The 20,879-nt window shown below is 68.7% G+C and carries 26 protein-coding genes and 1 CRISPR repeat array; of the genes, 6 read left to right on the top strand and 20 right to left on the bottom strand.

The genetic code is table 11. The features are described from left to right. Positions 1 to 148: 148 nt before the first annotated feature. The 15 genes from dnaN to HNR61_RS27430 form a co-directional block, all read right to left on the bottom strand. Positions 149 to 1,426: a DNA polymerase III subunit beta gene (gene dnaN / locus HNR61_RS27500; protein WP_182846104.1), complete on the bottom strand. Its 1,278-nt coding sequence runs from the start codon at positions 1,424 to 1,426 to the stop codon at positions 149 to 151. After that, complete coding sequence (locus HNR61_RS27495) at positions 1,423 to 1,758, bottom strand: hypothetical protein (protein ID WP_182846103.1); 336 nt, start codon at positions 1,756 to 1,758, stop codon at positions 1,423 to 1,425. The genes dnaN and HNR61_RS27495 overlap by 4 nt, the downstream gene beginning before the upstream one ends. A gap of 71 nt (positions 1,759 to 1,829) precedes the next feature. Next, complete coding sequence (locus HNR61_RS27490; protein ID WP_182846102.1) at positions 1,830 to 2,222, bottom strand: hypothetical protein; 393 nt, start codon at positions 2,220 to 2,222, stop codon at positions 1,830 to 1,832. Continuing rightward, positions 2,219 to 2,845, bottom strand: a complete 627-nt coding sequence (locus HNR61_RS27485) for a hypothetical protein (protein WP_182846101.1) — start codon at positions 2,843 to 2,845, stop codon at positions 2,219 to 2,221. The genes HNR61_RS27490 and HNR61_RS27485 overlap by 4 nt, the downstream gene beginning before the upstream one ends. Continuing rightward, positions 2,842 to 3,087, bottom strand: coding sequence for a hypothetical protein (locus HNR61_RS27480; protein WP_182846100.1), 246 nt, complete (start codon positions 3,085 to 3,087; stop codon positions 2,842 to 2,844). Before HNR61_RS27480 ends, HNR61_RS27485 begins: the two co-directional genes overlap by 4 nt. Positions 3,088 to 3,101: 14 nt before the next feature. Next, positions 3,102 to 3,695, bottom strand: coding sequence for a hypothetical protein (locus HNR61_RS27475; RefSeq protein WP_182846099.1), 594 nt, complete (start codon positions 3,693 to 3,695; stop codon positions 3,102 to 3,104). A gap of 153 nt (positions 3,696 to 3,848) precedes the next feature. Then, positions 3,849 to 4,193: a hypothetical protein gene (locus HNR61_RS27470; RefSeq protein ID WP_182846098.1), complete on the bottom strand. Its 345-nt coding sequence runs from the start codon at positions 4,191 to 4,193 to the stop codon at positions 3,849 to 3,851. Next, positions 4,190 to 4,390, bottom strand: a complete 201-nt coding sequence (locus HNR61_RS27465) for a hypothetical protein (protein WP_182846097.1) — start codon at positions 4,388 to 4,390, stop codon at positions 4,190 to 4,192. The genes HNR61_RS27470 and HNR61_RS27465 overlap by 4 nt, the downstream gene beginning before the upstream one ends. 95 nt (positions 4,391 to 4,485) lie before the next feature. Beyond that, positions 4,486 to 4,680 carry a hypothetical protein gene (locus tag HNR61_RS27460; protein WP_182846096.1) on the bottom strand — a complete coding sequence of 65 codons (195 nt, stop codon included), beginning with the start codon at positions 4,678 to 4,680 and terminating at the stop codon, positions 4,486 to 4,488. After that, complete coding sequence (locus HNR61_RS27455; protein WP_182846095.1) at positions 4,677 to 5,393, bottom strand: hypothetical protein; 717 nt, start codon at positions 5,391 to 5,393, stop codon at positions 4,677 to 4,679. The genes HNR61_RS27460 and HNR61_RS27455 overlap by 4 nt, the downstream gene beginning before the upstream one ends. Positions 5,394 to 5,432: 39 nt before the next feature. Continuing rightward, positions 5,433 to 6,374 carry a DNA cytosine methyltransferase gene (locus tag HNR61_RS46960; protein WP_220509889.1) on the bottom strand — a complete coding sequence of 314 codons (942 nt, stop codon included), beginning with the start codon at positions 6,372 to 6,374 and terminating at the stop codon, positions 5,433 to 5,435. A gap of 719 nt (positions 6,375 to 7,093) precedes the next feature. Continuing rightward, the gene (locus HNR61_RS27445; RefSeq protein WP_182846094.1) at positions 7,094 to 8,137 is read right to left on the bottom strand and encodes a hypothetical protein; all 1,044 of its coding nucleotides are present in this window, start codon (positions 8,135 to 8,137) and stop codon (positions 7,094 to 7,096) included. After that, the gene (locus HNR61_RS27440) at positions 8,134 to 8,475 is read right to left on the bottom strand and encodes a WhiB family transcriptional regulator (protein WP_182846093.1); all 342 of its coding nucleotides are present in this window, start codon (positions 8,473 to 8,475) and stop codon (positions 8,134 to 8,136) included. Before HNR61_RS27440 ends, HNR61_RS27445 begins: the two co-directional genes overlap by 4 nt. 123 nt (positions 8,476 to 8,598) lie before the next feature. Next, a complete protein-coding gene (locus tag HNR61_RS27435; protein ID WP_182846092.1) occupies positions 8,599 to 9,138 on the bottom strand; it encodes a hypothetical protein in 540 nt (179 codons plus the stop codon). Continuing rightward, positions 9,135 to 9,575 carry a hypothetical protein gene (locus tag HNR61_RS27430; protein ID WP_182846091.1) on the bottom strand — a complete coding sequence of 147 codons (441 nt, stop codon included), beginning with the start codon at positions 9,573 to 9,575 and terminating at the stop codon, positions 9,135 to 9,137. The genes HNR61_RS27435 and HNR61_RS27430 overlap by 4 nt, the downstream gene beginning before the upstream one ends. Before the next feature lie 328 nt (positions 9,576 to 9,903). On the opposite strand from HNR61_RS27430, the gene HNR61_RS27425 reads away from it, so the two are divergent. The 4 genes from HNR61_RS27425 to HNR61_RS27410 are packed head-to-tail and all read left to right on the top strand — an operon-like array spanning position 9,904 to position 12,530. Further along, on the top strand, positions 9,904 to 10,401 hold the full coding sequence (locus tag HNR61_RS27425) for a GntR family transcriptional regulator (protein ID WP_182846090.1): 498 nt from the start codon (positions 9,904 to 9,906) through the stop codon (positions 10,399 to 10,401). A gap of 22 nt (positions 10,402 to 10,423) precedes the next feature. Then, positions 10,424 to 11,281: a DUF5919 domain-containing protein gene (locus HNR61_RS27420; RefSeq protein ID WP_182846089.1), complete on the top strand. Its 858-nt coding sequence runs from the start codon at positions 10,424 to 10,426 to the stop codon at positions 11,279 to 11,281. Further along, a complete protein-coding gene (locus HNR61_RS27415) occupies positions 11,278 to 12,102 on the top strand; it encodes an inositol monophosphatase family protein (RefSeq protein WP_182846088.1) in 825 nt (274 codons plus the stop codon). Before HNR61_RS27420 ends, HNR61_RS27415 begins: the two co-directional genes overlap by 4 nt. Next, a complete protein-coding gene (locus HNR61_RS27410; RefSeq protein ID WP_182846087.1) occupies positions 12,084 to 12,530 on the top strand; it encodes an NUDIX domain-containing protein in 447 nt (148 codons plus the stop codon). The genes HNR61_RS27415 and HNR61_RS27410 overlap by 19 nt, the downstream gene beginning before the upstream one ends. A gap of 15 nt (positions 12,531 to 12,545) precedes the next feature. Here HNR61_RS27410 and HNR61_RS27405 read toward each other — a convergent pair whose 3' ends face one another. From HNR61_RS27405 to HNR61_RS27395, 3 genes are all read right to left on the bottom strand, one after another. Then, complete coding sequence (locus tag HNR61_RS27405) at positions 12,546 to 13,157, bottom strand: NUDIX hydrolase (RefSeq protein WP_376770277.1); 612 nt, start codon at positions 13,155 to 13,157, stop codon at positions 12,546 to 12,548. Between the two features lie 164 nt (positions 13,158 to 13,321). Next, a complete protein-coding gene (locus HNR61_RS27400) occupies positions 13,322 to 13,561 on the bottom strand; it encodes a hypothetical protein (protein ID WP_182846086.1) in 240 nt (79 codons plus the stop codon). Further along, positions 13,561 to 13,818 (bottom strand): type II toxin-antitoxin system prevent-host-death family antitoxin, encoded by a 258-nt coding sequence (locus tag HNR61_RS27395; protein WP_182846085.1) that lies wholly within the window; start codon positions 13,816 to 13,818, stop codon positions 13,561 to 13,563. Before HNR61_RS27395 ends, HNR61_RS27400 begins: the two co-directional genes overlap by 1 nt. Positions 13,819 to 13,917: 99 nt before the next feature. Between HNR61_RS27395 and HNR61_RS27390 the strand changes: the two genes are divergently transcribed. Next, positions 13,918 to 14,472, top strand: a complete 555-nt coding sequence (locus HNR61_RS27390) for a hypothetical protein (RefSeq protein WP_182846084.1) — start codon at positions 13,918 to 13,920, stop codon at positions 14,470 to 14,472. 691 nt (positions 14,473 to 15,163) lie between these two features. Next, positions 15,164 to 16,711: a pentapeptide repeat-containing protein gene (locus HNR61_RS49415; protein WP_182846083.1), complete on the top strand. Its 1,548-nt coding sequence runs from the start codon at positions 15,164 to 15,166 to the stop codon at positions 16,709 to 16,711. 228 nt (positions 16,712 to 16,939) lie between these two features. Next, a CRISPR array of direct repeats spans positions 16,940 to 18,005; the repeat unit is 29 nt; unit sequence CGGACCACCTCCGCCTGCGCGGAGAGAAC. 90 nt (positions 18,006 to 18,095) lie between these two features. Here HNR61_RS49415 and HNR61_RS50105 read toward each other — a convergent pair. Beyond that, a complete protein-coding gene (locus HNR61_RS50105) occupies positions 18,096 to 20,021 on the bottom strand; it encodes a DNA/RNA helicase domain-containing protein (RefSeq protein WP_182846082.1) in 1,926 nt (641 codons plus the stop codon). Further along, positions 20,018 to 20,584, bottom strand: a complete 567-nt coding sequence (locus tag HNR61_RS27375) for a hypothetical protein (RefSeq protein ID WP_182846081.1) — start codon at positions 20,582 to 20,584, stop codon at positions 20,018 to 20,020. Before HNR61_RS27375 ends, HNR61_RS50105 begins: the two co-directional genes overlap by 4 nt. Positions 20,585 to 20,879 lie beyond the last annotated feature (295 nt).

Below are 20,879 nucleotides of genomic sequence, written 5' to 3'. Positions count from 1 at the left end.
CGGAACGACGAGTCATCAGTCAGGTTCCCTGCCCGACCACCTTGGCAGCCAGCGGCTCACCGCAGCGGCCGGGCACGCAATCGTTACTGTTCCGGCGTCCACTCCCAGTCACTGGCTCTGCCAGTGACTGGAGAAGACAGAAAGACGGTCAGCCGGACAAGCGGACCGGCATCAGGAAGTGCCAGTAGATGGGGCCGTCGGGGTCGGTGCTGGTGTCGGTCAGCAGCGCCGGGCGTCCCTTGGCGTAGTCGGTGGTGAAGGCCAAGCGGCACACCCCGGGGCCCAGCGAGGTCAGTGCCTCCAGCAGGAAGGTGGGGTTAAAGGCGATGGTGGCCTCCTGGCCCGGTGCGATGCCGGTGCAGCGGACCGGGAGCACGTCACGGCCGGCGGCCTCTTCGCCGTTGCCCGACTGCAAGGTGACCTCCCCACCGGTCCCGTCGGCCCCGTTGGTCCTGTCGGCGCTGGCGGTGACGGTGAGCCGCACGGGGGTGTTGCGCTCGGCCACCACCGCCACGCCACGCACTGCCGCGGTGAGCGCGGCGGTGTTCACCTCGACGGCCAGGGGCCGTTCGTCGGTCAGGAAACGGTCGATGGCAAAGACTCTGCCTTCCACCAGGCGGGTCACCACCGTGCGGTCGGGCAGCTGCACTCCGAGCGTGTGCGGGGAGCCGTTGTCATCAAGCTGCAGGCCCACCGACAGAGCGCTGGGGCAGGCCATGGTCTTGGCGATCGTCAGCATGGTCGGCCGGTGCACGAACACCGACATCGAGCCGTTGTCCTCCTGCCCGTCGGGCTGCTGGACCTGGTCCTCCTCGGCATCGGCGCTGGTGCCGGGGGTGGGCAGGGTGGGTTGCCAGGTGGGCAGGGTCCGCACGGCCAGGCGGTAGCTGTCGGTGGCGAACAGCCGTAGCGGCTGGTCGAGACGCACGTCGATCCGTATCGCGCAGTGCATCGGCACGGTGTTGGTGTGCGCGGCGGCCACGGCGGTCTGGGCGATGGCGCGGGCGAAGAACGCCGCGTCGATCTGCCCGATGACCGGCGGCATCTGCGGCAGCGTCGGGTAGTCCTCCAGCGGCATGGTCAACAAGGTGAACTCGGCGCGTCCGGCGCGCAGGATCACCTTGGCGCCCTCGGCGATCACCTCGGCGCTGCTGCTGTGCCCGCTGAGGTGCTGGGCGATGTCGGCCAGCAGCCGGCCGGGCACCAGCACGGTCCCGGAGGTGGCCACGCGGGTTCCAGCTTCGGCGTTCACGGTGGCCTGGGCGGCCACCTCGTAGTCGAAGGCCGCCAGGGTGACCTGGTCGGCCGCCGCATCAGCGTGCAGCCGGATCCCGGCCAAGACCGGCGCGAACGGCCGGGTTGACAAGAACCGGGCCGTCCAGGCGACCGCCTCGGCGAAGGTGGCCGCATCGGCGGTGAACTTCATTGCGGGCCTCCCCCGCACGCGTTGGGGCAGTCGCGCTCGGTGCGGCACTCGCAGTTGTCCAGGACGCAGTGCCGGGTGCAGTCGTGGTAGGGGTTGGCCAGGCTGTCGGCCAGGTCGGGGTGGATGAACTCCCACAGCGTCTGGTCCAGCCGCTGGCGCTCCCAGGAGTGGTAGACCGAGACACCGTGCTGCTCCAGCACCTGAGCGACCTGGTCGGCCAGCTCAGCGAAGCCGCGCGGTTCCATTGGCAACGGCCCCGACGGCGTCGATGACGTGGCCGACGTGGCCGACGTGGCGGTGGCCGGGGTGCTGGTCGTGGTGGTAGTCGGCAAGTCAAAGCTCCTTTCAACAGCGAGTGGCCCCGCCGGGAAGGCGCGGGGCCACTCGTGGTCGCTGGGGACGGTCAGGCCGGGGGCCGCTTGGCCAGGCCGGGCGCGCTGAGGTCCGAGGACTCGTCGGCGTGCCGGTCGGGCTCGGCGGTGTCCTTGGCGGAACTGCCGTCGGCGGGTTCGTCGGGGTCCTGCTGGGCGAGGCGCCGCATGCGCACGGCGCGGAACTGACTGAAGGCCAGCAGGGCGACCAGTAGCGTCAACATCACCGTCACGCTGAGGCGGACGTGGAGGAGGCGGTCCAGGAGTAGCCAGGCGCTCCCGGCGGCGATGCCGGTGAGCAGGACGATGTCGATCGGGGAGAAGTCGACCGGGGCCAGCAGGTAGCTGATCAGGCCGCGCCGCTGTTCGGTGTCGGGCGCGGGGTCGGGGGCGAGATCGGGGGTGTGGTTGCGGGAGGTGGTCATCGTCGGGCCTCCGTGCGGTCGGGCTGGACCGGGAGTGGGGCCAGGCGGTTCAGCGGGACGACCTGGGCGGGTTGGGTGTCGCGGTGGATGACCACCCACGGCTGGTCCATGGCGGGGTCGGTGATCCACCACAGCACGTGCGCGATGTGGTCGGGCAGGTCGGTCAGGGTGTCGGTGTCGTTGGTGTTGGTGGTGAGCAGGACGGTCTGGCCGGGGGCGTACCAGCGGCGCTGCGGCCGGTAGCCGAATCCGGTGGTGGGGTCCCAGGTGTGGGGCCACCGGTAGTGCTGGGCGGTCCAGTCCCACAGCGTGGTGGTGGCCCGGTAGAGCCCGTACAAGGCCGCGGCCGTCGTCAGCAGCTGCCACCGCGTTTGCGGCGGGAGCGTGATGACCAGGGTTATGCCGATCGTGGTGACCAGGGCGGCGAGGGCGATGTGGGCCGCCAGGCGGTGGCGGCGGGCGGCGGTGGACTGCTCGTGCAGCCGCCACAGGTCGCTGATCTGGTCGCAGGGGTCGTTGCCGGTGAGGGGGGTCAGGGAGTGGCCGGTGGGCGGCACGAACGTGACCCCGGTGCGGGCCTGGTCGGCCCGGCGGGGCGGGGTGGTCTTGCGCAGGTTGATCATTGGTTCTCCTGGTGGCGGATCAGGGGGCGGTGGGTCTCGTGGGGCAGGTCGGCGGCGGGCAGGCCGCGACCGCAGGGGGTGCAGTAGAAGTGGGTGGGGCCGCCGTCCAGCGACCCGTTGCAGTGAGGGCAGGACCGGGTCGGCCACGGCGAGCACCCCGGTCGCCCGCCCGCCGGCACACGGCCGAACGAGGCGAGCGAGGGGACGGCGGTGGCGGACACGGCGTCGGCGGGGGAGGTCATGACGGTCGCCGGGGCTACCAGCCGGTGGGGCTGACCGGTTCGGCCACCTCAGCGCCCCAGAAGGGCAGGGCCTCCTCTACCAGGAGGTGGAGGCACGGGGCCGCCGTACCATCGGGCGTGGGCGGGGAGACGCACAAGGGGTGGGTGGGGCCCTGGACCAGGGCGCGGCCGACGTCGGCCAGGGTCTCCAGCGGTCCGGCGTCGCCCAGGCCCTGGCCGGTGGCGTCGGAGGCACGCAGCCACAGCCAGCCCTGCCGGGCGCACGCCCACACGTAGCGGCCGCGTGCGACTGCCTCGCCACCGAGGGTGGTGTGCCAGGTGGGGGCGGCGATCAGGGTGGTGACGGTGCCGTCGGCCTCGATGTGCATCGGGGCGCCCACCAGCCCGTCTTCCCAGTCGGTGTCGCTGGGGTCGTCGGGCTCGGTGAGGTCGTCGGTGGCGATCGGGGTGATGTCCAGCTCGGCCAGCTTGCGGGTCAGGGCGGCGGTGTCGGTGACGGCCGCCTGGTGCCGCTCCACGCGGTAGGCCTCGATGGCCAGGGTCAGGCCGTCGGGATCGGGAGACTGGTCGATCGGTCGCGCGCCGGTGAGGGCGGAGTTCAAGGACATGGGGCACCTCGCAGGTGAACAGGGAAAAGGGGGAGAAGCCGGGCCGTTGCCACGCGGGCGGCAACGGCCCGGCCGAAAGCAGGCGGGAGTCGCCGGGCAGCGCTGCGGTGATCGGGTCGCCGGGGCTGTCAGCGCAGGCCGGGCGGGAGGGGATCAGCGAGCGGGGCCGCCGTGGCGGCGGACCGTGGGGAGGGGCAGGGTGCGGGCCAGGCGGCGGGCCGTCGGGCGGGCCCGGTGCGGGAGGCGGCGGGCCTGCTGGGTGAGGTCGTAGACCAGGCCGGGCAGGCCGGCGGGGCGGAAGAGGGGGTCGATGAGGCGGGCGGCCAGCTCGGGGATGCAGTCGGGGCAGTAGATCGCCTGCTCCACGCGGGGGCCGGCCAGCCACGGGTCGATGTCGGCCGCCGACGCGGCGAGGGTGCAGTGGTCGCAGGTGGCGGTCCACTCGTTCAAGCGGGTCAGGTCGGGCACGCCGTTGGCGTCGAACACCGGGTGGATCATCGGTGCTCACCTCCCGGCCGCGCCGCGATGTCGGCGCGGCGGACGGGCGGGGGCGTGCACAGCGGGCACGGGATCGGCCCGGCGGGCGGGTTCCACATCTGCCCGGTGTCGTGACAGGCCAGGCAGGCCGGGCCGGGCGGCTCGGGACGGTCGGGGAGTCGGGTGCAGGCGGGCACCGACCGCGTCATGATGGACATGGACGGTTCCTCCAGGAGCGAGCTGGATGGGATCGAGCAAAAGGGCCCTGACCGGTGCGGACACACCGGCCAGGGCCCGAACCTTGGGCGATAGCTCAGCGGCCGTCGCCAGAGGCGTCGGCGGGGGCGTCGGGAACGACGACGGTCAGGTAGCGGCGCACGCCGTCCTCACGCCGGTTGGGGTAGGGCGCCGAGACGTCGGCGACGTCCAGCCCGGCGCTGATCTGGTCGATCACACCTGCCACGTCGCCCGCCGCGCCCGACAGGCAGATCTTGACCAGGCGGCTCATCCGTTGCCCGCCTCGGCGGCCTTCAGCGCCTGAAGGACGTCGATCAGCTGCTCCTCCAGCCATTCGGCCAGCCGCCAGACGGCGGTCTTGGCGGTGGTGGTGTCGGGCAGCTCCGGCGAGTCGGGGTCGGCCTGGGGGCGGGTCAGCGCCTGGTCGGGGACGCGGATCAGCAGCAGGGTGCTGGTGAGCATCGCCGGGCCGTGCTTGAGCATCCGGTCCTCGGGGGTGAAGTAGCCGCTGTAGCCGTACCTGGCGCTGCGGTCCCACTCGCGCCAGCCGCGCAGGGCCAGCAGCTCGGGCGGGCGCGGCACCGCGACCTCGATGCGGACGATCAGGGAGCCGTCGTCCTCGCTGAAGTAGGTGTCGATGTCGCGGATGCGGTCGGGCAGCCACTCCAGGTAGGGCGAGGACATGATCGGGCCGGTGGCCACCTCCCACGCCGCCGCCGTGAACTCGGCGGCGCTGGTGGTGATCGCCTTGTCGTCGGTCCAGTCGTCGGCGAACTTGGCCTTGTTGAGACGCAGATAGGAGCCGTAGCGGCTGACGCGGTCGCTGGCCATCTCGCGGTCGTCGTACTCGTTGAGCCGGAACACCCGGTACAGGGTGGCCAGGTCCTGGCCGGTGAACAGCACGTCGGTCGGGTCGGTCGGGTCGGTCGGGTCGGTGAGGTCGGTGAGGTCGGTGGTTCGGTGGTCGGTGCGGGCAGAGGCCATCACAAAATCTCCAGATCTTGAAAAGGGGGATGGGGCGGTTCAGGCGGTGTCCAGGTCTTCGCCGGACAGGCACTCCACCAGCGCCGAGACGATGAGTTCGGCGACCGGTGGCGTGACGGCGTTGCCGAGCTGGCGGACCAGGTCGCGTTTGGCGGTGCCGCACAGGACGTAGTCGTCGGCGAACGCCATCGCGCGTTTGATCTCGTGGGGCTCCAGCATCCGGAACCGCACCTGGTCCAGGTCGACCTCGGCGGCGACTTCGGCCGCGACCTCAGCCACGGTCTCGGTGGGCAGGCCGGTGACCAGGGACCAGCGGTCGCGGGTGGGCTGGGTGCCCAGCGAGTCGGTGACCGGGCGGGCGTGGCCGTTGCCGTTGTAGGGCACCAGCAGGTGCCGCTGGCCGGTCACCGACGCGGGAAGGGCGGGTTCGGCGAGCACCAGGCCGTGGTGGTTGCCGCCGGAGGTGACCGCCCGCAGCGGCTGGTCGATCCCACAGGCGCGCTGTTTGTCGCCGCCGCCGCGCAACGGCACCAGGAACGGCGGCCAGGCCACCCCGGTCTCGTTGCGGGCGGTCTGGGTGCGCATCGGGCCCGCCGCCGAGGCCGCGGTCTTGCCCGGGCGGCCTTCAACGGGCACCAGCAGCGGCGGCCCCTGCGGTGGTACCGCGATGCCGTCGTTCTCGCGGGTGGTGCGGGTGGGCATCGGGGCAGTGGCGGGGGCGGCCTGGTCGCGCCAGGTCCCGCCGGCCGGGGACAGGATCGGGACCGCGTACTTGCGCAGGCCCGCCCGGATCCGGTCCAGGGTGGCCTCGGCGAGTGGGTCCATGCCCAGCTCGGCGCGTTCGCCGATCCGCACTCCCGGCAGGGACCAGTCGATCGCGGCCAGGGCGGGCAACGCCTGGGGCTCCACGATGCGGCCTCGGCAGGAGTGGTGTGGGCAGCGGTAGACGTACTGGCCGTGCCGGATGCCGTAGCGGCCCATGTCGTTGCGCGGGTTCTTAACACCTGCAACGCGCTGATCGCCTCGTCGCAGCCGGGGCAGTGCGCGCGGGGCCGCAACCACTTGTCCCAGTCCGGGCGACGGCCCAGGGCCGTCAGCCAGTAGGCCACATACAGCCGGTCGCGGGACTGTGGGGCCCGCTCCGAGCGCGGCGGGCGGGCGTGCATGGAGTTGAAGGCGATCACGCGGGTCTGGTAGCCGAGCGCCCGGATCTCGCCCAGCCAGCGGTGCCATTCGGCCCACCAGCGGCACTGGATGACGTTCTCCACCACCCCGCACAGCACCGGGCGACCACGGGTGGCCCAGTGCTGCAGGTAGCGGGGGATCTCCTCCATCAGCTTGCGCGCCCGCATGGTCTTGTCATCTGGGCCGCTCTCGCCGGGCATGCCGGGCAGCTGCGGGGTGGCCTGATCGAAATCCCGCTTGACCCCGCGGGCATCGGTCCAGGGCGGGCACGCCGGGGAGGCCCAGAAGATGTCGGCGCGGGCGAACCGGGTGATCGGCGTGGTCACCACATCGCCCAGGATGTGGTCCACGTGCGGGAAGTTGGCGCCGTGGGTGTCCAGGGCCAGCTTGTTGTGGTTGGCGGCCTGCACCAGCTCCACGCCCGGCACCACGGCGGCGCCCTGGCTGGAGCCACCCGCCCCGGCGAACTCGTCGTACAACGTGAAGGTCATCGGGCAGCTCCCTTCGGCGGGTGCTCACCCATCGCCGTCCTTGTGCAGGTCGGCGATGGCGTCAGGGTGGGTGTTCCACGGGGCGACCGGGCTGGTAGGCCGGTCGTTGCAGGCGACCGCCAGCAGCGCATCGGCCAGCGCGGCGACGTCATGGAGCGGATGGCCGATCGCGCCCGGCAGCGGCAGGGTGCGGTCGGGGTGGAAGTAGGCCGGGTCGCTCTCGCCGTGCATCGGCTGGCCGTACCAGGCCCCGTACAGGCCCTGCAGGTCAACCACGTTGTTGTAGCCGGTCAGCCACGGCAGGTTCCCGGCGCGGCGGCGAGCCTCCGACAGCGCCGCCTCCCGCAGGGCGCTGACCTCCTCATAGGGGCCGTCGCCGTAGCAGGGGAAGGGCAGTTCGGGGACCAGGAGCCGAAGCAGCCCCTCGCGCACCTGCCAGGAGGTTTCCCAGCACAGCAGGGTCGGGGTGGGGTTGCCCCAGGACTCCAGGCGGGCGGCCACCATCCGCAGCGCCCGCAGCGCGTCCTCGGCCGGGGCCTGGCCCGGCACGGTGTAGGGCGTGGGGGTCAGCGTCGTGGTGAACGCGATCCCGCGTCCGGCGACTGCCAGGCGGTGCGGGTCGCCGGTGTCGTCGACCATCAGCAGCACCGCCTGGCCATCACGCAGCTGCCCGACGTGGTGGACGGCCTGGTCGATCGCGTCCTGGTGGTGACGGCGAAACACCCCCTGCACCGCCCGGCAGCGGTCGCAGGTGCGGCCCTTGCCCAGCGGCTCGTCCTCGCGGCGCGCACACAGGCGGCACACGTGCTGCAGCTCGCGCGCCCGGTTCAGCGCCGCGCGCTGAGCCGCCGACACCGGCCGCTTGGGCACGGTGGCCGCCAGCGTGAACAGCGGGGCGTAGCAGTTGCCGTGATACAGCACCTGCGCGGCCGGGACCGCGCCGGGAGCGGGCTTGCGCGGCGGCGTCAGCTTGCCCAGCTCGGTGCGGGTGTACAGGTAGGCCGGGACCTTGTCCCAGGAGGTGTAGCGGGGAACGCCGTTCAGGGCGGGCCGGTAGCTGCTGCTCACGCCACGGCCTCCGTCCGGGTGGCCCGGCCGGAACGGCGGGCGCGGCGGCGGATCAGCGCGCGGCGTTCGTCAGCGGTCAGCCCGGCACGGATGCCGTGCTGATCGAAGGGGCTCAACGCCAGCTCGGTCTCCAAGCAGAACTCCACGACCGGGCACCACGCGCACAGGTCCTTGGCCTCCTCCTCACGGGCCGCGGCCTCCTCGGGGGACTCGCGGCGGCCGTCCTCGGGGCCAAACCACAACTCGATCGGCGTGCCCAAGCATGGCCGGGCGTTCCAGTCGGCAGGTTCTCGCTGCCAGAGCAGCTTCGGCGGCGGGGCGGAGGTGGTGGTGTTCATCAGGTGCGTCAACTCCTTGCGATCGCGGTCGGGCAGGGCGTGCGGGGCGGGGAAGCGCGAAGTGCTCCGCCCGTGGGGAAGCCGGGCGGAGCACTTCGCGAGAAGGAAGGAGGGGGCAGCCGATCAGGTGCCGGTGTCCCTGGGGGTGCCGTTGCTGGTACCGGACAGGGCGGGCCGGTCGTCGGGGACGCTGGCGTGCCGCAGCTCGCCCACCAGGGTGCGCAACGTCGCAGCGGCCGGGGGCTCGCTGGCCGGGTCGGCGGCGGTGCCCAGCAGGGACTGGACCGCCGCGCCGAAGGCGACCGCCTCGGCGCTGGTCAGCGTCACCACGCACCGGCCGATGGGCGAGAACGGCGTGGCCAGCGCGGCGTCGATGTGGTCCAGCAGGTCGGGGTCCTCCAGCGGCAGGGTGAACAGCGGGTCGTAGCCGTTGAACAGCATCCGCACCTGCCACCGCTCCAACCGCCAGGTGGCCGGGTCGGGGTCGGCCTGCTCCAGCACCACCATCAGATCCGGACCCTCGGCGCGGGGCAGCGACCACAGCAGCATCTGGCAGTCGAACGACTCCAGCTCGAACCCGTGCAGGCACAGCCGGGTGTTCAGATCGGTCAGCAGGTAGCGCGAGGGACCGCGCGAGGTGGCGTGAGGCAAGGGGATGGTCATCGCGGATTCTCTGTTCCGGAGGCCGCCAAGGCAGCGGCCAAGGCCTTTTCCCGGGCGCGGGCGATCTGGTGCACGGCGGGCGGAACTGGCGGGCGCGGCTTGGTGAACTGCGGGGCCGAACGGCGGGTGCTGGCGTCGGCGACGACCTGGGCCAGCTGCTCACGCCAGGTGTCGTAGGAGATGTTGACGATGACGCGCTGGCCACTACCTGGGCAGCGGGGAACGCGACCGTCGATGGGACGGCGGCGCCGGTCGCGGTGCGGGTGGACCATGTGGCGTTTGAGGGCCACCCACCAACCGCAGTCGGGACACACGATCAGCGTTTCCGGGCCCTCGGGGGGACGGCCCTTGGTCTTCGGCTCGGGCTTCAGGCGCAGGTCCAGGTGGGTGATGGGGAGATCGCTGGCGTAGATCGGGGGGCGGCCGTTGTGTCGCATCGGCACCTCCAGGGATCAAGAGGATGCTGGGGTCTCACGCACTCCAGGCCGCACCGACCGAAACCGGTCGATGCCTCCTGGGCAGCGCAAGCGCCGCACGAAGGTGGTGCTCGTGGACCGGGTCGCGGGGACCTCGTAGTTCGTCCTCCCGCAGATGGGCCACGTGCAGTTGTTCATCCGGCGACGTCCGGTGAACCTCGACTAGGTCCGAGCTTATGCACATTGCTCAACTATGTACATATGGCTGAAGGGTTAGATCGATGTAACCCGTCGCCCGGTGTGGTCCACTGGGCGTACCAGGCGACGCAATGTGTGGAAGGAGTGGGGCGTGACCGACGAGATCCCTCGCACCGCCTACGAAGAGGTGGCCGACAAGCTTCGCGCCCAGATCGAAAGCGGCACCCTCAGGGTCGGAGACGCGATCCCCTCAACCGCACAGATCTGCAAGGACTATGGGGTGTCCACCACAGTGGCGCGGCGGGCGGTCTCCGAGCTTCGATCGGCCGGACTGCTCATCGGCAGAGCAGGCAAAGGCGTGTACGTGAAGGCCACCCCGAAAGAGGTGGAAAGCCGGAAGGTTGACCTTGATGGCCTTGCCCAGCAGGTCGGAGAGCTTCGAGCAACGGTCGAAGAGATTCAGGCAGCTCGTGATGAACGAGTTGACGCAGAGCTAGGACGCTTGCGACGGCAGGTTGGGCTCATCCACACCCAGCTCATGGACCTGTACGCACGGCTGGGCCAGAGCTACCCGCACGAGAGCCTGGCGGAGTTCGAGAATGAGACCCCGCCTGACCGTGAATCGACCAACCGCCGTACCGGTACCTGAACGCCTTGACCTGGAGCCCCCCATGACCAGCCAGGAGAACTACGGCGAGCTCATCGACCTACGCGGGCGGGCGGCCTACCGGCCCGACGTCGCTTCCCTCGCGCGCAGCCAGCTCGCCGCGGCGCGAGCCGAAGCGAAGCTGACCGAAGAAGAGTTCGCGGAGCTGCTCAGCCCCATGCTGGGGTGGCCGGTGACCGCCGAAGCGGTGCACGCATGGGAAACGGTGACCGTCCCGCCTGGCGACGCACTCGTGGCGGCGGGCCTGGTCCGCCACTCAACACCCACGACACCAGCCACCCAACCGTCCGTCGACCTTGTCGGACAGCTCATAAGCGATCGTTTCTCCGACGTCACGGCGGTGTACGCGAGTCGTTCCGAGTTCATGTCGTCCATGCCTCCGCACCGCTTGTTCGACGGGGCGAAAAGCATCGACGCTGTTGGCCTTTCCCTCAATCTGATCTGCCAGCAGTACTCCTTGCCTAGCCTGTGCTCGCTCCTGGAGTCGGGAACGATGATCAGGTGCCTGTTCCTCGACCCAGAGGGGGAAGGGATCAAGCGGCGCGAGGAAGAGGAGCGATACCCTCCCGGCCATCTGTCAGCGTTGAACGCTCTCAACATCCAGACTCTTCAGCAACGTGTTCTCGGCCAGATCTCCCCAGAGGCGCAGGCACGGCTACAGATCGCCTTGTATGACGAGACGATCAGGTTCAACGTCATCACAGTGGACGCACGGCTCTGCGTGGTCCAGCCGTACCTCCCCGAGACAAGGGGAGTCGACTCTCCCACAATCCTCGTCCAGCGGCGTTGGCCGACCGCCGGCCTCTTCCCCATCTTCGGCCAGGTGTTCACCTCACTCTGGGAGCGGAGCGTTCGTCTATGACCGACCTGAAGGACCTGCTGCCGATCGCCCAGGCCGCGGTGGACCTCGCGAGCCGCTTCATCAAGGAGCATCCCGTCGAACGTGTCGTCTCCAAGGGAGACCGCGACATGGCCTCGGACGTGGACGTCAAGGTCGAACGCGCAGTCCGCGACTTCTTGCAGACCGAGACGCCTCACATGGCTTTCCTCGGGGAGGAGGACGGCGGCGACGGCAGCTCGGAGCTGTCCTGGGTGCTCGACCCGATCGATGGCACCGCCAATTTTGTGCGCGGCATCCCGCTGTGCGCTGTTTCCCTGGCGGTTCTACATCACGGGAGGCCAGCGCTCGGGGTGATCGAACTGCCCTTCCTCCAAGGGATCCAGTACCACGCCGTCGAAGGGCATGGGGCGTTCAGAGACGGCGCGGCCATCTCCGCGAGCACAACGAAGTCCTTGCCGGACGCGATCGTGGCCGTCGGCGACTACGCGGTAGGAGTTGACGCCGCTGCCAAAAACCGGCGGCGGCTCGCTCTGACCACTCTGCTGGCAGATCGCGTGCAGCGTGTCCGAATGTTCGGAACCGCCGCCATCGACTTGGCCTGGGCCGCCGAAGGCAGGATCGACGCGTGTGTGTCGTTGTCCAACAAGCCGTGGGACGTTGCGGCAGGCGTCATCATCTCCCGGGAAGCCGGGGCCGACGTTGTCGGTTTGGCTGGCGAGGAACACCATGCGGACTCCGAGGCGACCATTGCAGTCACCCCCACTCTCCGGTCTAGTCTCTTCGAACTGATCGAAAGCGCAATCAAGGACGCGGACAGCGGCGAATGGGTGGCCGAAGAGTGAAGCGTGATGCCCTGCCCCTGCACTCCGTCAGCGTCACCGGGGTCGTCGTTCGTGATGATGGATACGTCCTAGCGATCAAGCGCGCTGACGACGGACGCTGGGTGCCGCCGGGTGGTGTCCTCGAACTGGATGAGACTCCCCAGGAGGGGGTCGTCCGGGAAGTGTTCGAGGAGACGGGGCTGAAGATCGAGCCCGAACGGCTGACCGGCGTCTACAAGAATGTGAAGCTCGGCGTCGTAACCCTGGCGTTCCTATGCCGCCCCGTGTCGGGCGAGGCGGGACCGTCAGCAGAAGCCACACAGGTTGAGTGGTTGTCCCCGGAAGAAGCAGCTAACCGGATGCCCGAGGCACGTGCCGCCCGGGTGGCGGATGCCCTGCGCTCTGGAGGACCGTTCGTTCGCTCCCACGACGGCAACGCGCTCTTGTAGTGGCGAGGCGTACAGCTACTGTCCAGCTCTGGAAGCCAAAAGATGTAGGGCCGCTACCAGCGTCCCGGAGTTCGCAATCGCGCCACGCTGGATGAGCCCACGCAGCTCATCGATAGGGACCCAGGCTGTTTTCTGTGCCTCGTTCTTCTCGATTGGTTCGGCCACGTACTCGACGCCTCTCGCCACAAAGACGTGGTGGGGGCTGTGCACAGTGCCGATCATCGGCTCGAAGCTGGCGACATGTTCAAGGGAGCCAGTCGGCCGGTAGCCGGTCTCTTCTAGGACCTCTCTCGCCGCGGCCTCGGCAGGATCCTCGCCTTCGTCGACGACGCCCCCAGGCAGTTCCCAGTTCCACACGTCCGGAACGAAGCGGTGCCGCCACATCATGAAGACCCGGTCATTGTCGTCGACCATGGCCGTCACCGCCGCCGAGGGCAGGCGCACCTTGTGGTGCTCGAACCGCTCTCCGTCGGGCGTCTGGATGTCGGCCATGGCCACGGTGACCCAGCGGTTCTCGTAGATGGGACGTTCCCCGTGCACAATCCAGGCCGTCGACCGGTCGCCGTCGTCCTCGAAGTTCGGCTGGCGGGTGAGGGGCCTTTCCTGGCCCTTCGCGCTGTTCGCCACCTAGGCTCCCCTCGTTGTGGCCTCTGTGCTTCAACCTAAGAGGCTTCCGTTGATCGCCGCCACACGTCCCACCGGGACACATCGGCTCACAACCGGGGCTGGCCCTGAAACAAGAAAAGGCAGCCCCAGAAGGGGCTGCCTCATGGCGCGACGCGCCAGCACGATCACGTGTTCGGACGGACGTACACAACGTCGATCTCCTCGCCGATCAGGCGGTAGAAGATCGTGACGTAGGCCGTCGTCAGGCGGTAGGTGTCAGGGGCCGGCTCATAGGTTTCGGAGCCAGAAGGAAGCGGATCAGCCATGAGGCCGCCGACCGCGAGTAGGGCGTCCCTGCGGAGTTCTTCGGGAAGTTCCTGGAGTTGTGTCCAGGCGGCGCCGCGCCACTGGACGTTACGCGGCATCAGTCCAAGCCCGCCGCGCGCATCATCTCGTCGAGGTTGTCGAAGGAGCGACGGGGCGAGTCGTCGGCCAAGCCCTCGCGGACCTTGCGGAGGTCGTCCTCGTCTTGGAGACGCCGGAGGCGCTCATACGCCTCAGCGGGGATGACGGCGGCGAGACGGCGGCCGTGCTCGGTCAGGTGGACGACCTTGCCCTCGTCGGCGGCCTCGTGGGCAACCTCGGCCAGTTCCGGAGTGTGCTCCAGCGGCAGCTCGCTCATGACCCCAGAGTACGACGCATGGTTTTCAGATGCGGCTCGTTGCCAAGTTGTAGGCGTAACTGCCGATCGCCGCGTGTCTTCAGAAGCCAGACTGTTCAGATGATTCTTGCGCAGACACAAGAGGTCAACGCCGTTGAGATCTGGGCTGCAGTCGGCCAGTGGGCGGGGGCGATCGCTGCGGCGGGCGCTGCGATCGTAGCCTTGATCATTTCTGGTCGGGAAGGACGCAGGCAAAGACGAGCCGAAGCGGTTCGCGCGTTGGCCCAGGCTCGCCTAGTGGAGGTTGACGGACCAGCCTTCTGGGTGGTCTCTGAAGGTCCTACACGCAGTGAAGTGAGGGCATTGATCGTCAATCACGGAGCGCAGCCGATCATCAACGTCCACGCCGAACTCTGGCCAGTCCGCGAAGACCTCAATGAGCCCGCCCGGTTCCGCGCCCATGCGCCCTTCATCAGGGCGAATGACACCCACCGGATGGACTTCGAAGGCAACCCTGTTGATGGCTTGGTGGAGATCGGTCGAGCCGCTCGCGTCCGATGGTCAGACGCAGAAGGCAACCAGTGGCAGGTATGCCTGACAGAACAAGGGCTTCAAGGTCCCGAACCCTTCACTGGTCAACTTCCCACCCCTTACCGGCAGCGTCGGACCTCCTGAACAGCCGGTGCACCGGCCCCTTGATCGCGCGCTTATGGCCAGATCCACGGCCTGCCCCATGCGAGAAGCGAAGTGCTTGGTTTCGGCAGTCCGCTTTCTCAGCCTGGCAGGCTGAGAAGAGTGCTCCCCGCTCGCGCGGGGATGGTCCCAGTCAGCACGATCGCTCAAGAGCCACGACTTCGTGCTCCCCGCGCACACGGGGATGGTCCGCCGACCGCCCGGCTGTTGGTGTCCGAGGGCGCCTGCACCCTCGCACGCGCGGTGGTGAACCTCGTCAAAGAGGCTCGGTGATGGTTGCGCTGGCGTGCTCCCCGCCCAGGCAGAGGATGGTTGTGATTCGGGGACGCCTTTATGACGCGGCGACCTACTTGCACCCCAGGAGCATCTGCGTCCGCCGCAACTTTGGAGATCGCCCAGGCCACGCTAGGTGCGCGAGAAGATGGTCAAGCGGACTCCAGGGCCGTATTCCCCCGAGGCGATCCAACCGCGGATCGTGGTCTCGACTCCCGCCGCCACATCGCCCATGAAGTAGATAGCCCTCCCGTCGCGAACCATCTGGCCAAGTCTAGGCCGCGCATGTGGACCCGCCCTGCTCGGTGAAAGCGGTCGATGCAAACCAGCTTGTCAGCGTTCGCGTCTGAGAGGTGAGCGGCCCGGTGTGCTGTGGGCCAGGCGGTGAGGGGCTACCGGTATGGCCGACGGCGACAGCGGACGCACTCCTGCCCCGGCTGAGGAACCGGGGCGGCGGGAGTTGGAGCGGCGGGCGGGGTTGTGGCCGATCGGCCGGGCGCTGACGGCCGCGACCGTCGCCGCGGTGGTGGGGCTGGCGTTGGTGATGATCGCGGTGCTGGCGGCACTGGGTTTCCCACGCCTAGAGCCGGCCAAATCCCTGCCAGCCAGGCAACTGCTGGATGTGCTGAAGTTCGTGCTGGGTACCGTCGCCGGGGTCGGTGCGCTGTTCGCGCTGGTGATGGCCTATCGCCGCCAGCGTCTGGCTGAAGAGGCCCACCGTCTAACCGAGGACGCCCACGTCCACAATCAGCACGACGCGACCGAGCGGCGGGTGACCGAGTTGTACAACGCCGCCGCCACCCAACTGGGGTCCGACCAGGCCCCGGTGCGCCTGACCGCCCTGTACACCCTGGAACGGCTGGCCAATGCCAACCCCGACCACCAGCAGACGATCGTCAACATCATCTGCGCCTACCTGCGCATGCCCTACACCCCGCCCGCTACCACCGACTCTGCTGACCATCAACGCCAAGCTGCCCGCCGCTATCACTCCGCCCGCCACAGCACCCACCTGGACCAGCCCCCTGCGCCCAGCCGCGACCCGCACGAGGAACGTCAGGTCCGCCTCACCGCCCAGCGCATCCTGCACACCCATCTGCAACCTAGCGCCACCGTCCATTGGGCCAACATCGACTTGGATTTGACCGGTGCCAGTCTTCTCGATTTCAACCTGGCCTTCTGCCATCTCAACAACGCTTACTTCAGGGAAGCGATGTTCAGCGGCGACACTGTGTTCAGCGGGGCGGTGTTCAGCGGCGAAGCTGTCTTGGGCGGGGCGGTGTTCAGCGGCGACGCCGAGTTCGGCGGGGCGGTGTTCGGTGGAATGTCAGTGTTTGTCGAGGCGAGGTTTGGCGGCCATGCCGGGTTCGAGCGGGCACAATTCGACCATCTCAGCATGTTCAACAGGGCGGAATTTAGCAAATACACGGAGTTCGGTGAGGCGAAATTTGACGGCAGCGCCGAGTTCAGCAGGGCGGTGTTCAGCGACGTCGCCGGGTTTGGCAGAGCGGTGTTCGGCGGTGACGCCCGATTCAGCAAGGCAAAGTTCGATTGTGACGCCCGATTCAGCAGGGTGGCGTTCGGCGGCGATGCCCGGTTCGACGAGGTGAGGTTCAACGGCGACGCCACGTTCGTCGAGGCGGAGTTCGGCGGTGATGCCCGGTTCGACGAGGTGAGGTTCAACGGCGACGCCCGGTTCAGCAAGGCGAAGTTCGACGGGCGCGCCGTGTTCGTCGGAGTGGCGTTCGGCGGCGGTGCCGTATTTGTCGAGGCGAAGGTCGGCGACGTTGTGATCTTTCGTGCCGTGGAAGTCGGTGGTGTCCTCGATTTGGTGTCTCTAGGGGTGGCGGACCGGTCTCAACCGCACGAACTGCCGTCGGGGTGGCAGATCGAGCCGGGAGAAGGCAGCGAGGGGCGGGTGGTGGCCGAGACGGCACCGGGGGCCTGACCGGCCGGCCGAGAACCACTTGACCTGCGGGCTGCAGTCCTTTTCCTGACCCATATGGGACCCAGATGAGTTTGGGGAACTCGCCCTCGCGCTGTTTGTGCTGGTCATCGCTAGTGCGCAGGGAAGGGGGCAAGCGGACTGGCCGACCGCATCACCTGCCCACCTACGGAAACCATCCCGTGTGCGCGGAGAGAACTGAGAGAGGCCCCCGATGTCTAACAGCGACGCCGGACCACCTCCGCCTGCGCGGAGAGAACGAGCGCGGCGGCCCCGCCGTGGAGTTCCTGGACGGACCACCTCCGCCTGCGCGGAGAGAACGAGCGCGGCGGCCCCGCCGTGGAGTTCCTGGACGGACCACCTCCGCCTGCGCGGAGAGAACCGCTCCCCCGAGGGCAAGCAAGACAGCCGCAACGGACCACCTCCGCCTGCGCGGAGAGAACGGCTCGGCACTGAAGAAGACCACGGTGCCGCCCGGACCACCTCCGCCTGCGCGGAGAGAACACCGGGCGCATGATGCCCTCGGGGTCCGGGGCCGGACCACCTCCGCCTGCGCGGAGAGAACCACACGCCAAGTCCGGGAAGGAAGGCTATGCCCGGGCCACCTCCGCCTGCGCGGAGAGAACTTGTCGATCATGTCGGCCCACGCCGCGACGTACGGACCACCTCCGCCTGCGCGGAGAGAACGGTTCACCGACCGCGCCGGGCGCCGCTGGGAGCGGACCACCTCCGCCTGCGCGGAGAGAACGGTTCACCGACCGCGCCGGGCGCCGCTGGGAGCGGACCACCTCCGCCTGCGCGGAGAGAACGCCGCCCGACCGGCCGACGAAGACGACCCCGGCGGACCACCTCCGCCTGCGCGGAGAGAACCGCCTGCAGGACTACGCCAAGAAGCCGGTCAACGGACCACCTCCGCCTGCGCTGAGAGAACACGGCGATGTTGACCTGCTCCCGGTCGTAGAGCGGACCACCTCCGCCTGCGCGGAGAGAACAGACGCCCGGCACGCGAACGCCCCCGCTCCTCCGGACCACCTCCGCCTGCGCGGAGAGAACGGTGTTCGGGATGGTCCCGGCGGTCACGTTTGCGGACCACCTCCGCCTGCGCGGAGAGAACAGACCGGTCCGGTGACGAGGAACATCATTCCCCGGACCACCTCCGCCTGCGCGGAGAGAACGCGGCGGCGATCACCGATACCGCGGTCATGAACGGACCACCTCCGCCTGCGCAGAGAGAACACAAGCCCCTGACTCTGGAGGAGTTCGAGGGCCGGACCACCTCCGCCTGCGCGGAGAGAACGCTGGCGCTACCAACACCGACAGGGATCATTTCTGGGCCACCTCCGCTCGTGTGGAGGGAATGCTGCTGACCTGCAGGTCTTTCATGGCTCTAGATCGACGAACCTTGCTTTTTGGCGAGTGCAAGGTGTGCTTTGAGGAAGCGTTGGGTTTCGGGGTCGGTGGAGTAGACGCGCATGGCTCGGGTGCTGCGGGTGAGCAGGACGCGGTAGATGTTGAGAGCCAGCGGCAGGTACTGCTGCGAGGTGAGGTTCCTCATCGAGGGGTCGTGGCTGTGTTGAGGGTGCGCTTGCCAGGTGCCGCCACGGCGTACTAGGTCAGGACCGAAGAAGACACCACCGTAGTCGTACTCCAGACCTTGGGCGGTATAGATGCAGCCAACTTGTTGGTGGCCTCCAGGGTCGGTTGCCCAGTATTTGCTGGCGGGGGCGGTGGTATCGCCGGTGATGGCTTTGACGGCGTTCCAGGGGGCGGTCCAGGTCTGCTCGGCGCCGTGCTGATCGAGCCAGGGGATATTCACCTCGGGCAGGAGTTTCCGTTGGTCACGTTTCCATGGCCAGCAGAAGCCGGCGGCGATGCGGGCGCGAGCCCCTGCGGCGGCGTAATGGTTGATCCACTCCTGTAGTTGTGGAGGATCGGTGGCCAGGGCCAAGTCGAAATCGGCCCCTGTCCATGGGGTGGGGGTGCCGTAGAGCAGGTTGTCGACCCAGGCTGCGTAGGCGCGTGAGCCTCCGGTGCGGAAGGTTCCTGCCAGGGAGAGGACATGCATTCGCGCGCCGTGTTCGGCGGCGGCCTGCTCGACCTCGCTGAGGGTGATTCCCTCGTTGGGGCGGATGATCTGCCGCTCATCCAGGAACAACACGACGATCGAGACCGCTTGGACGAGTTTCTGCAGCACGCTGGGACCGCGATCGATCCTGGTGAGCCGCTGAGCTTCATCCAAGACCACCATCCGGGCTCCTGCAGTTTTCCTGCCGACGGCCTGGTCGGGATAGGTGAACAGGTTGTCGGCCCCCTGCTGACGGGTGCTGCGGCGCAGCTGCGCGATCAACGTGCCTGAGGGGCTGGCGTAGCGCACGTCCAGCCGCGAATCGCGCATGCTGCGTGCCAGCAGGCGGGTGGCGATGACGGTTTTGCCGCTACCGGGTCCGCCTGTCACCGCGACGACGGCTGATGATCCTTCCTGCAGGGCCGTGTCGATGACGTTGAAGATTTTCACCAGGGCATGCTGTTGGTCTCCGATGAGTACGAAGGACGGGTCGCCTTCGAGCATGGCGCCGACGCTGTCCAGCAGGCGCCGCGACGGAACCCATCGGGCCCGCTCGAACTTTTGGATCCGTTCGTCATGGGGCGGCTGCAGATCGGCCATCAGGAGCAGTTCGGCCAGCCGCGTCGGCGGCGTGTCCACATCCAGGTCGTCCTTGCTGAGAATCGGGACTTCCAGGCAATGCTCGTTGCGGCTGTCGCGCAGTGGCTGCACGTCGGCAGTGCGGGCGTTGTGCAGGAAGGCTAGGCCCCGGATCTGCACTGCGGTGGTCCCGGCCTCGAACCAGTGGCGCAGGAACGCCAGATAACTGCTTACCTGGGCAGCCGGGTGCATGACCTCCTCACCGTCGGAGCGACGCACCAGGTGTGGCGACAGCACCTGGGCCCCGCGCCACTGCTTGAGCTCGATCACCACTAGCGCGGGTGCTCCGTCGGAGGCGGTGGCCAGCACCAGGGCGTCGATCCGTTGGGCGCCACCCGCCGCGCCGAACTCCAGATACACCTGCATCTGATCCAGCCCGGCACGCAGCAGCACCTCCACCAGCACAGGCCAACTCCGCTCCCAACTGCCGTACTCGCCGTCGTCGACGACTCCGAACCCGACCTGCTGGTAGCGCTCGATGCACTTCTGCAGGAACGTCGGCTGCTGCAGGCACTCGGCCAGCTCGGCCACGCGGCCGCTCCACACACACGGCACCTGAGACTCCGGCGGCGTCAGGGCTTGTGGAGCGGTGGGGTCGGTAGCGATCACGCTGGCTCCTGGGCAACGTGGGTGCGGTGCCAGGCGAAGTAACCGCGGCTGTCAGGCCCGAAGGCGGCGCAGCTCTGCCCCATCCTCTCCTGGAGAGGGCCGGCCAGCCCTGGATCGGCCAGACCCGAGGCCGATGCCGTGATCTTTCCAGTGTCGTCGACGTACAGATAACCGTGCTCGAACAGCACATCGCAGCCCAAAACGCAGGCGCCCATGATGTTGGCCAAGTCCCGTCGCTCGTCGAAGCTGCAGTCTCGACGCCGCTTGATGTGCGCGGTGTGAACCACGCGGGCTGGCAAAGTGCGACCGCACAACGCGCACGTCAGCCGTTCGGCGTTGCCGAACTTCTGGGCGCGCAGCCGCTGCTGCTCTCGCCGCACCAGCGTGCGAGCCCGCTGGTCCAGATCACCGCCGATGTTCAGGTATCGGTCAGCGGTGTGGTCGACGGACTCGGTGGCCGCGGTCTGCTTGGCCACAGCGGCGACGACACCGTCGACGGCTTCCATCTCCGGGCGCCGGACCGGCGAACCCTGCTTGTTAGCCGACAGACGCAGCGCCTCCATGGCCGCTGCCCCAAGCATTGGGCCAGGTACGTCCTTCTGGATTTCCAGGACGTTCAGCCGAACCCGGTAGGGATAGACGTCATCGGGCCACACGGACGCGGTTGCCTGGAAAACCCGTCCAACGACTTGGGCTACTACGAGTTGCTTGATCTCAGCGCCAGCCCAGCCACCGGGGGAGACCCGGGCGTTGGGGCCTTTGTGCCCTAGGTCGTGTCCGGCAGATCTTGGTGTTTGGCTGAGGTTGATCAGTGGGCCGGGTTGTGATGGTGGCCATGGTGCGTCGTCATGAGCTCAC

It is taken from the genome of Actinomadura kijaniata (assembly GCF_014138665.1).
In the GTDB taxonomy this organism is placed as follows: Bacteria; Actinomycetota; Actinomycetes; order Streptosporangiales; family Streptosporangiaceae; genus Spirillospora; species Spirillospora kijaniata.
This window is presented reverse-complemented; position numbering and strand designations above follow the sequence as displayed.

Excerpts from the sequence above, each read along its gene's own strand:
- HNR61_RS27460 (WP_182846096.1), bottom strand. The coding sequence starts at position 4,680 with ATGAGCCGCCTGGTCAAGATCTGCCTGTCGGGCGCGGCGGGCGACGTG.
- HNR61_RS27390 (WP_182846084.1), top strand. The coding sequence starts at position 13,918 with ATGATTCTTGCGCAGACACAAGAGGTCAACGCCGTTGAGATCTGGGCT.
- HNR61_RS27400 (WP_182846086.1), bottom strand. The coding sequence starts at position 13,561 with ATGCCGCGTAACGTCCAGTGGCGCGGCGCCGCCTGGACACAACTCCAG.
- HNR61_RS27485 (WP_182846101.1), bottom strand. The coding sequence starts at position 2,845 with ATGATCAACCTGCGCAAGACCACCCCGCCCCGCCGGGCCGACCAGGCC.
- HNR61_RS27475 (WP_182846099.1), bottom strand. The coding sequence starts at position 3,695 with ATGTCCTTGAACTCCGCCCTCACCGGCGCGCGACCGATCGACCAGTCT.
- HNR61_RS27420 (WP_182846089.1), top strand. The coding sequence starts at position 10,424 with ATGACCAGCCAGGAGAACTACGGCGAGCTCATCGACCTACGCGGGCGG.
- HNR61_RS27455 (WP_182846095.1), bottom strand. The coding sequence starts at position 5,393 with ATGGCCTCTGCCCGCACCGACCACCGAACCACCGACCTCACCGACCTC.
- HNR61_RS27465 (WP_182846097.1), bottom strand. The coding sequence starts at position 4,390 with ATGTCCATCATGACGCGGTCGGTGCCCGCCTGCACCCGACTCCCCGAC.
- HNR61_RS27375 (WP_182846081.1), bottom strand. The coding sequence starts at position 20,584 with ATGGAGGCGCTGCGTCTGTCGGCTAACAAGCAGGGTTCGCCGGTCCGG.
- HNR61_RS49415 (WP_182846083.1), top strand. The coding sequence starts at position 15,164 with ATGGCCGACGGCGACAGCGGACGCACTCCTGCCCCGGCTGAGGAACCG.
- HNR61_RS27415 (WP_182846088.1), top strand. The coding sequence starts at position 11,278 with ATGACCGACCTGAAGGACCTGCTGCCGATCGCCCAGGCCGCGGTGGAC.
- HNR61_RS27440 (WP_182846093.1), bottom strand. The coding sequence starts at position 8,475 with ATGAACACCACCACCTCCGCCCCGCCGCCGAAGCTGCTCTGGCAGCGA.
- HNR61_RS27470 (WP_182846098.1), bottom strand. The coding sequence starts at position 4,193 with ATGATCCACCCGGTGTTCGACGCCAACGGCGTGCCCGACCTGACCCGC.
- HNR61_RS27480 (WP_182846100.1), bottom strand. The coding sequence starts at position 3,087 with ATGACCTCCCCCGCCGACGCCGTGTCCGCCACCGCCGTCCCCTCGCTC.
- HNR61_RS27490 (WP_182846102.1), bottom strand. The coding sequence starts at position 2,222 with ATGACCACCTCCCGCAACCACACCCCCGATCTCGCCCCCGACCCCGCG.
- HNR61_RS27410 (WP_182846087.1), top strand. The coding sequence starts at position 12,084 with ATGGGTGGCCGAAGAGTGAAGCGTGATGCCCTGCCCCTGCACTCCGTC.
- dnaN (WP_182846104.1), bottom strand. The coding sequence starts at position 1,426 with ATGAAGTTCACCGCCGATGCGGCCACCTTCGCCGAGGCGGTCGCCTGG.
- HNR61_RS27395 (WP_182846085.1), bottom strand. The coding sequence starts at position 13,818 with ATGAGCGAGCTGCCGCTGGAGCACACTCCGGAACTGGCCGAGGTTGCC.
- HNR61_RS27435 (WP_182846092.1), bottom strand. The coding sequence starts at position 9,138 with ATGACCATCCCCTTGCCTCACGCCACCTCGCGCGGTCCCTCGCGCTAC.
- HNR61_RS27430 (WP_182846091.1), bottom strand. The coding sequence starts at position 9,575 with ATGCGACACAACGGCCGCCCCCCGATCTACGCCAGCGATCTCCCCATC.
- HNR61_RS46960 (WP_220509889.1), bottom strand. The coding sequence starts at position 6,374 with ATGGGCCGCTACGGCATCCGGCACGGCCAGTACGTCTACCGCTGCCCA.